Below are 8,973 nucleotides of genomic sequence, written 5' to 3'. Positions count from 1 at the left end.
ATTTAAGTCTGTGGGATAAGACTTTCGTGCCATAAGCAATTACGTAAATACACTGCATATCAGGTATTTTAATTCTTGCCGTCATCCCCTCCTACTCGCCTTTAGATTTACTTTATAAATAGCCTCTAAAGAGAATGTTGTAAAGAATAAAAATTTGTCAGTTATAGCTCAAAAAATTAACTTAAAATCAATAATTATCATTCCTAGTACAAGTAGCAGAGAACACATTACAGAACGAGTACTTGCTGATGTTCTAGAAGCTTTTATAGGCGCAATTTATTTAGATCAAGGACTAGATAAATGTACACACATTGTTTCTAAGTTATTAAATCTAGACAAAATTGATTATTTTAGTAATATAGACGAGGATAATATTATTTCTATGTTGCAGGAAAAGCTTGCTAGACTTAAATCTTCTCCTCCTAAGTATACTGATGTAGATAAATGCGGTTCTGAAGATAAACCCACATATACTATAAGAGCTACTTGTATTGTTAAAGGAAAAGAGTTAACAACTTATGGTGTTGGTAGTTCAAAAAAAGAAGCAAAGAAGAAAGCCGCAAACGAACTATATTTATTAGTTGCTGAAACAGAACAAATTTTGTAGATGCTATCGAAATGATACAAGGGAATTGTCTTTTCTTGTAGTCAAAATCTTTAACTAATAGTAAAACGCATAGGTCTTAAAATAAACACTATGCGTTTCTATTCAATCTAAAATAGTAGGAAAATTGATCGCCCTTCTAAAATTGCTTGCTATGCTATATTAGCAAACCTACAGCATTAGAAAATATCCCGTCATGTCCAATCAGACAAACTTAACTGATGCTCGTAATAACCTAGCCGAACTCTGCGATCAAGTAGTTGCAGATAGAGATGTAGTAATTATTAATCGCCAAGAAGGTGAAAGCGTGGCTTTAATTGCTGTTGATGAACTTAATAGTTTACTAGAAACATCTTATCTACTTCGCTCACCTAAAAATGCAGAACGACTATTAACTGCTTTAAAAAGAGCAAAAGCTAGAACTTTAAAACCTCAAAGTATTAACGAACTACGCGAGGAGTTGGGTATTGGCGAAGAAGAAGAATGAAACCCAACCTCAAGAACATAAAGCTAGAGATGCTGTGTTCCATCCAGAATTTCGAGAAGACCTTGTTTATTGGATTGAAACAAACCGGAAAACTGCGCTTCGTGCTTTTGATTTGATTGAATCGATTATGCGAGATCCTTTTTCAGGAATTGGCAAACCTGAACCATTAAAATACTTAGATTCAGATGCGTGGTCACGACGACTTACTCAAGAACATCGTATTGTTTATCTCGTAAGTGATGACCGGATTGATTTTCTCCAAGCTCGATATCACTACTAAGCATTAAAGGAATCTGTAAAACCATTTTGTCAATTTGGAAGCCTATACATATCTTTTAACTTCCAGTTATTTTTATTACATTTTCCTAACAAGCAATATTTCGATGGCAGAGTATTGCTAGTCTCTACAGCTTGACATAGCAAGGATTTTACGGTACTTAAGCAAGCCATTACCTGCAATTTACGGATGAATACTGATAAATAAAATTTAATTCTCATCAATTATTACAATACAAGCTTATTAGTAGAGCGATCCCGCAAAGGAAAATAGCTTACCTACTGATTAACCGTTGTATTTCCAATAACGAGGTATAAAAAGTTATCTAAAAAACTTAGTAGTTGCCGATCAAAAAAATCGGGGTAGGCATGATAAGGTTTAAATCCTATTGTTTCTTTTCGCGCTTTTCATCATGTATCTACACTATCTAGAAACCAAACACCTTGAAGAATTAGTCAAGGGCAGTAGTATAGATTTACACCTAGCGCAAATAAATTTTAAGTCTCTCCAAGGTGCGATCGCCTACGAATACCTGTTAATTTCCGAACTCCTGCCGCGCACGAACACTGGCATGGTAAAAAGCGGCTGGTTGCAGCGTTATAGTCATATCACCGCAGGCGGCTGGTGGTGTGGGGGGCTAGATCCGCTAAATAATTGGCAAGCAATGGAATGGGGATGCTTTAAGCCAAATCAACCCCGCATCAAGGATAATGGCAAACCAATCAAATATGAACATCCTCCCAGCACACCCACCAGAGTATTTTATTTGCGGGTGACGTTGGAAATCTGGCAAGAAACTGCACAGCGTTACAATCTCGACTTACCAGCAAATATCAGCGTTGAGGCTAACGGCGAAGCGGTGGGTTTTTGGCAATGGGTGATGGAACAGAACATCCCCGTGATTATCTGCGAAGGTGCGAAGAAGGCGGCTGCATTGTTATCACAGGGGTATGCTGCGATCGCAATTCCGGGAATTACTAGCGGTTATCGAGTCGTCAAAGATGGATTTGGTAAAGTTACCCGTCGTCAGCTAATTCCCGACTTAGCGTTGTTTGCGACTGCAAAACGCCACATATATATATGTTTTGATTTTGAAACTCAACCTAAGACTATAGCAGCAGTAAATAATGCGATCGCTCAACTTGGTTGCTTATTCCAAGAAAAAAATTGCTTAGTTAAAGTTATCGAACTACCAGGGCCAGAAAAAGGCGTTGATGAACTCATAGTTGCGAAAAATAGTAGTGCATTCGATAAAATTTATCGCCAAAGTGTTGATTTAGAAATTTACCTTGCACACACTAAACCACATACAGAATTAACCATTCCGGCTGCACTCACAATTAATCGTCCCTATTTAGGAGAAATAGCCTTTCCCAACTCAGGCTTAGTCGGAGTGAAATCAGCCAAAGGCACAGGTAAAACCACAGCTTTACAAAATATTGTTCAACAAGCCAAAACAAAAAATCAACCCATCTTATTAATTACCCACAGAATCCAACTCGGAAAATTTTTATGTGACAAAATTGGGATTCAATGGGGGTTAAACACTAATAATAATTTATTCTCTTACTTTGATAGCCAAACTACTGAGTCTTTGGGTTTATGTATTGACTCCATTTGGAAAATCAATACAGACAAATGGCAAGGCGGCATAGTTATCTTAGATGAGGTTGAGCAATTATTATGGCATTTATTAAATAGTGATACTTGTAAAAACAAACGCGTCAAAATCTTAAAAAATTTCCAAAAGTTAATCGCCACAGTTTTACAAACTGGCGGTTTAGTTATTGCCCAAGATGCCGATTTATCAGATGTATCTTTAGAGTATTTACAAGGTCTATCAGGAATTAAAATAACACCTTGGTTACTTGTCAATCAATGGCAACCCGCACGCGGTTGGGATATCACTTTTTATGATTCGCCCAACCCTACGCCTTTAATTCATCAACTAGAATTAGATTTATTAGCAGGTCGTAAATGCTACGTTACTACTGATAGTCGCTCTGGACGCTATAGCTGCGAAACAATTGAAAATTATCTCAAAGAACGGTTAGAAAAATTACGCTATCAATTTCCTAAAAGTTTAGTAATTAGTAGCAGAACTACAAATACACCTGACCATCCAGCCGTTGAATTTGTCGGCAATATTAACCAAAAAATTGGTGAATACGACACAATTTTCGTTACTCCCAGTCTAGGTACTGGTATTAGTATTGATGTTCAACATTTTGATAGAGTTTACGGCATATTTCAAGGCGTAATTCCCGATTCTGAAGCCAGACAAGCCTTAGCAAGAGTGAGAGATAATGTCCCGCGAATTGTTTGGTGTGCTAAACGAGGAATTGGTTTAATTGGTAGTGGTAGCACCAACTATCGTTTATTATCTGATTGGTATCAAGCTAATCAACAAGAAAACTTAGCTTTACTTAGTCCACTGCATAAAATAGATGTAGATTTGCCTTTGGTATATGACCCAATTCATTTACGAACTTGGGCGAAACTATCTGCAAGAGTCAATGCTTCTATTCGCCTTTACCGTCAATCGATGCAAGATGGATTAAGCACTGACGGACATCAAATTTGGCTGCGGAGTAATGCTGTTCACAATAATATTATCCGAGATTTGCGTTTAGCCTTTTTAGCAACAGACTCTAGTGATTTAGCAACACGCAAGCGATTAATTTTAGAAATTGTCAAAGTCCAGAGAGATTGGACAGATAAGCGGCAAAAAGCGAAAGATATTAAACGGCAAATGAAAGACATCAAGCTCAAAAATCAATTAGCTACTGCCAAGATTATTGCCGAAGCTCCAGATATAAATTATGTAGAATATCAACAGTTATCATCTAAAAATTCTCTCACAGATTTAGAGCGTCATCAAATACATAAATATACGCTCAAACAAAAATATGGTGTAGAAGTTACACCAGAACTCAAATTAAAAGATGACCAAGGCTATTACTCACAATTATTAATTCACTATTATTTAACCCACGAAAGTGATTATTTTCATGTTAGAGACCAACATGAATGGCAACAGCAATTACTGTTAGGGGAAGGTAAGGTTTTTTTACCAGACATCAAGACTTATACTGTCAAAGTTGAAGCAATGAAAGCTTTAGGAATGCTAGAGTTTCTTGAACCAAACAGGATTTTTATTGAAAATGACCCTGATTTACTGTGGTTGCAAGATGTGGTTTATCAGCACAGTCAACATATCAAACGTGTTTTAGGAATTAACCTAGTTAGGGAAGAAGCAATAACTTCACAAATTAAAATACTCAGCAAGTTACTTAAGTTATTGGGATTAAAGTTAAAAACTGTTAATAAAGGTTATCAAATAGACCCAGTAACTTTTTATGATGGCAGAGATAAAATATTTGCAGCTTGGTATAAACGTGATGAGTTGATGTTAGCTAATTTTAAAGGTGTACAATTAGAAATAAAGGATTTTTCTAATTGGAAGTTTGAGCCTGTTAAGCAGCAATCTGTATTAGCTAGTTTATCAACAAGATGAATTACACCACGCTGGATTGAGAATTACTGTTTGTGTCTGGATAATATAATAGTCCTATGTGAGTTGTGAAAAATATTCTTTTTAACGAACCGCAAAGGACGCAAAGGACACAAAGAAGGAGAAGAAAGAGAAGAGAAAGAATTTCATAAATGATTTGAGATTTTTCAGAAATCAAATATTATTACTTAATGCTATGACTGCATTTTGACCGCCAAAGCCAAAGCTAAAACATAATATATTTTGAATTGAGCTTTGTTGAGCAGTCATGACAAAATTTAAATCAAATTCTGGTTGCTGTAAGCCGACACAAGGGGGTAAAACTTGCTGCTGCAAAGCTTTGCAAGAAAAAGCAATTCCTAAAGCACCGGAAGCGCCTAGAGTGTGTCCTGTCGCGCCTTTGGTGGAACTGACTGCTACTGTTTGAGGAAATAACTGTTGGATGATTTTGCTTTCAATTTTGTCGTTTAACTGTGTAGCTGTACCGTGGGCGTGAATGTAATTTATCTCATTTGGGGTGAGATGGCTGCGTTCTAGACATTGTTTAATTGCAGCGATCGCACTTGTTCCACTTGGTTCAGGTTGATTGGTATGATAAGCATCGGCTGTTAAACCAAAACCCAAAATTTCACCATAAACTCTCGCTTGGCGTTGCTTGGCTAACTCTGCTGATTCTAAAACCAACACCGCTCCACCTTCACCCAAAACTAAACCTTCTCGCTGCACATCAAAAGGATAAGCACCAGTTTTGGCTAAAGCATTCATCTGCTGAAACCCGCAAATAGTTAGCGGTGTAATTGGCGCTTCGACTGCGCCAGCAATTACTCGTTTACATTGTCCAGTTTGAATTAACAAAGCAGCTTGGGAAATCGCCCAAATCCCCGTAGCACAAGCCGCCATTGGTGCAGAAACTATCCCAGTAGCCCCAATTTGTCTAGCAGCTGCGATCGCATTCATCTGGGGTAAAATATCTAACCAATCTTCCAATGCGTAATTGCTATCTTTGCCATTCATACCCCTAGCTAGAGATTCCCACGCACCTTGATAACTGCGACTCGAACCAATAACTACAGCACAGTCAGGTAATGGGGGACTCAAGTCCGCATCTTGTAACGCAGAAGCAACAACCATCTGAGTCAGCATTTTTAACTCAGATGGTTGTTTACCAATTAAGCCAAGAGGAACTGATTCAAGTTCTACAAATGGTTGGTGATATTGAATTCCTGATTTACCTGCTAACAAATTTTGCCAGCTATCCTCTAAACTTGTGCCTAAAGCAGAGATTAAACCAATACCAGTAACAACAACCTTAACCAATTTTCTGAGTCAGAAGCGGGATGAGGACAGTATAAAGTGTGAAGTCTGAAGTCTGAAGTGTGACGTAATACATTTTTGAACAAGATAACCCAGAGGTTAGGACTTAGGCATAAACACGAAAAATCTAGGGTTTGGGGGAGGGTGAAAGGGTATAGGGGTGTATGGGTGTAAATGTTCTCCCTCATAACCATATACCCTCACACCCTTTCACTCCTATACCCAATCTTCACAGACAATCTTTGTGCGTAAGCCAGATACTTCTATCGGCTAATATCTGGGTCTAAAACGATATATGAACCAGACTCATCAACGTGATAAGTCCAAGACTGACGACGCACTCGCACAATTACTTCCCAACCTTCGATGGGGTCAAATTGTTGGGTGCAGACTTCGCCAAAGTTAAATACACAACGATTACTAAAGGTTCTGCGCGTAGCTTGAGTAATTCTTAAATCATTCACATCTTCACCAGAACGCCGCGCCGCATCTCGTAATATTTTATCTGCGATCGCTCTTGGTAATTCATAGTTGTTATCTGAACCGGAATTACTAATATCTGGATCTAAAACTATTTGAGAACCAGATTCATTACTGTGATAAGTCCAAGACTGACGACGCACTTGCACAATTACTTCCCAACCTTCAATAGGATTATATTCTTCGGTACAGACTTCGCCAAAGTTGAACACACAACGATTACTAAAGGTTTTGCGGGTGGCTTGGGTAATTCTTAAATCATTCACATCTTCACCAGAACGCCGCGCTGCATCTCGTAGAATTTTATCTGCGATCGCTCTGGGTAATTGATAACTGTTATCTGAATTTGAGTCGTCAATTTGCGGATCTAAAACAATCCGTGAACCAGATTCATCAACATGATAAGTCCAAGATTGTCTCTCAACTCTAACCACCACTTCCCATCCTTGAATCGGGTTATATTCTCTAGTACAAACTTCCCCAAAATTAAATATGCAAGGATTACTAAAGGTTTTACGGGTAGCTTGAGTAATTCGTAAGTTGTTAATGCTGACACCAGAACGACGGGAAGCATCGCGTAAAATATTGTTAGCGATCGCTCTTGGTAATTGATAGCTGTTATCTGAACCTGAATCAGTACTATTGGGATCTAAAACAATTTGAGAACCAGAATCATTGCTGTGGTAAATCCAAGACTGTCCCTCAACGCTGACAATTACTTCCCATCCTTGAATCGGGTTATATTCCCTGGTACAAACTTCCCCAAAATTAAATATGCAGGGATTTCCAAAAGTTTTGCGCGTAGCTTGAGTAATTCTCACCTGATTGGTTGATACTCTACCACGCCGAGCCGCATCACGAATGATGATATTTGCAACTCCCCTTGGTAAGCGATTGGTACGATTCCGAAAATGGTCTGGTAAGCGTTGCGAAAGTTGTACCGACTCACCAAGCGGCGCAGCTTCCGCCAAATAATTACCCGCCAATCCCTGTCCAAAAGATAGCAAGCTAGTTAAAGCCAGAGTCAAAGCAACACCTCTAGGAAACTGACTGGCGCTTTTCATAATATGAGACGACTTTATATTGGATTTCATACCGTCATACCTGCGTAAGTAAAAATACTATTTTCCAAAGTCAAACGTCGAAAGGTTGGACTTTTGCGTAGCTATTGTAGGTGGGTTGACGGATGTTGCAGGTTGATTGTTGCTGATGTTGCTTGGTAATCTTCCGGTGCGCTTTCTTGTCTTACATAAAATTCACGACAATATATCAGGAATTACTGTAGCCTGTGTGTTGTAACTTGTAAAATTGCTTGCTTAAATTAACAACATCTTGAACAGTAAACACTTTGTCACATTCATGAACTGGGATTTTAATTTCCAATCTTTTCTGAATTTCTAGAACAAAATCAATAAAATCTTCTCCGTCAGCCCTCAAACCATGAATTAATTTGTCTGTTAACTGTGGCTTTGTTCCTGGAATACAAACGAAGAACTCTAAAAGCTCTAAAACAATCTTTTCAATATTTGATTCCTCTATATTAGACATAACATAAAGTAATATTTAATCATCATTGATTAATATAATTTATCCACAGGCGTAGCTTGGGTGTAGCGATAGCGAAACCCAACAAAATCTAAATGATGTTGGCTTCCATTCCTCCACCCAAGCTACATTTGTAACTACTTTAGTTAGCTATTTTTCCATCAGGCATTACTGCTTCTTTTAAATCTTGGGCTTTTTTCAATTCATAATCATCTACTTTCGCACTTCTCAAATTAGCCTTACTTAAGTTAGCTTTATCGAAGCTTACACCTGTTAGATTTGCACCATTAAGATTTGCACCGCTTAAATTAGCTTCACTCAAGTTAGTACTACTATAATTTGAGTCAGGACTTAAGTCTGTATCACTCAAATCAGCACCACTTAAATTAGCTTTATAAAACGTACCTGAAAATTTTGCACCACTCAATTTGACATCTTTTAGATTTGCACTTCTTAGATCGATACTCTTTAGTTCTGCTTTATTAAGTACAAGACCATTTAGATTAGCATTACTTAAATTTGCTTCGTTAAAAACCGTACCATTTAAGCTTGCATTACTCAAGTTAGCACCTTGAAGATTTGCTCTTTTGAGATTTGCTCTATCTAAATTAGCATTAGTCAAGTTATACCAATTCTCTATGAACCTGCATAGAATAAAGCTTGATGGAAAAGAGCTTCAAGGATGAAATCATAACTGGTCAAAGAGGATACTAATTCAGAAGATAATTGAGCTAATATCAATTGAACCCGTT

Annotated in this window: 8 protein-coding genes; 4 read left to right on the top strand and 4 right to left on the bottom strand. The window is 37.8% G+C overall.

Translation table 11 applies throughout. The features are described 5' to 3' along the window. Nucleotides 1-118 precede the first annotated feature (118 nt). From H6G75_RS33855 to H6G75_RS32280, 4 genes are all read left to right on the top strand, one after another. The gene (locus tag H6G75_RS33855; protein WP_190983939.1) at nucleotides 119-607 is read left to right on the top strand and encodes a putative dsRNA-binding protein; all 489 of its coding nucleotides are present in this window, start codon (nucleotides 119-121) and stop codon (nucleotides 605-607) included. A 193-nt stretch (nucleotides 608-800) separates the two neighbouring features. After that, nucleotides 801-1,091 (top strand): type II toxin-antitoxin system Phd/YefM family antitoxin, encoded by a 291-nt coding sequence (locus H6G75_RS32290; protein ID WP_190983938.1) that lies wholly within the window; start codon nucleotides 801-803, stop codon nucleotides 1,089-1,091. Continuing rightward, a complete protein-coding gene (locus H6G75_RS32285; protein WP_190983937.1) occupies nucleotides 1,072-1,371 on the top strand; it encodes a Txe/YoeB family addiction module toxin in 300 nt (99 codons plus the stop codon). Before H6G75_RS32290 ends, H6G75_RS32285 begins: the two co-directional genes overlap by 20 nt. Nucleotides 1,372-1,780: 409 nt before the next feature. Next, complete coding sequence (locus H6G75_RS32280) at nucleotides 1,781-4,885, top strand: plasmid replication protein, CyRepA1 family (RefSeq protein ID WP_190983936.1); 3,105 nt, start codon at nucleotides 1,781-1,783, stop codon at nucleotides 4,883-4,885. A gap of 171 nt (nucleotides 4,886-5,056) precedes the next feature. Here H6G75_RS32280 and H6G75_RS32275 read toward each other — a convergent pair whose 3' ends face one another. The 4 genes from H6G75_RS32275 to H6G75_RS32260 all read right to left on the bottom strand — a co-directional run bounded on the left by H6G75_RS32275 (nucleotide 5,057) and on the right by H6G75_RS32260 (nucleotide 8,843). Then, the gene (locus tag H6G75_RS32275; protein WP_190983935.1) at nucleotides 5,057-6,199 is read right to left on the bottom strand and encodes a beta-ketoacyl-ACP synthase; all 1,143 of its coding nucleotides are present in this window, start codon (nucleotides 6,197-6,199) and stop codon (nucleotides 5,057-5,059) included. Between the two features lie 260 nt (nucleotides 6,200-6,459). After that, entirely contained in the window at nucleotides 6,460-7,740 is a 1,281-nt protein-coding gene (locus H6G75_RS32270; protein WP_242051726.1) for a hypothetical protein, read from the bottom strand. A gap of 205 nt (nucleotides 7,741-7,945) precedes the next feature. Further along, entirely contained in the window at nucleotides 7,946-8,224 is a 279-nt protein-coding gene (locus tag H6G75_RS32265) for a hypothetical protein (RefSeq protein WP_190983933.1), read from the bottom strand. Between the two features lie 139 nt (nucleotides 8,225-8,363). Continuing rightward, nucleotides 8,364-8,843, bottom strand: a complete 480-nt coding sequence (locus H6G75_RS32260; RefSeq protein WP_190983932.1) for a pentapeptide repeat-containing protein — start codon at nucleotides 8,841-8,843, stop codon at nucleotides 8,364-8,366. Between the last annotated feature and the right edge of the window lie 130 nt (nucleotides 8,844-8,973).

The sequence above is a fragment of the Nostoc sp. FACHB-280 genome (assembly GCF_014697615.1).
GTDB lineage: Bacteria > Cyanobacteriota > Cyanobacteriia > Cyanobacteriales > Nostocaceae > Nostoc_B.
This window is presented reverse-complemented; position numbering and strand designations above follow the sequence as displayed.

Excerpts from the sequence above, each read along its gene's own strand:
- H6G75_RS32270 (WP_242051726.1), bottom strand. The coding sequence starts at position 7,740 with ATGAAAAGCGCCAGTCAGTTTCCTAGAGGTGTTGCTTTGACTCTGGCT.
- H6G75_RS32280 (WP_190983936.1), top strand. The coding sequence starts at position 1,781 with ATGTATCTACACTATCTAGAAACCAAACACCTTGAAGAATTAGTCAAG.
- H6G75_RS32290 (WP_190983938.1), top strand. The coding sequence starts at position 801 with ATGTCCAATCAGACAAACTTAACTGATGCTCGTAATAACCTAGCCGAA.
- H6G75_RS32265 (WP_190983933.1), bottom strand. The coding sequence starts at position 8,224 with ATGTCTAATATAGAGGAATCAAATATTGAAAAGATTGTTTTAGAGCTT.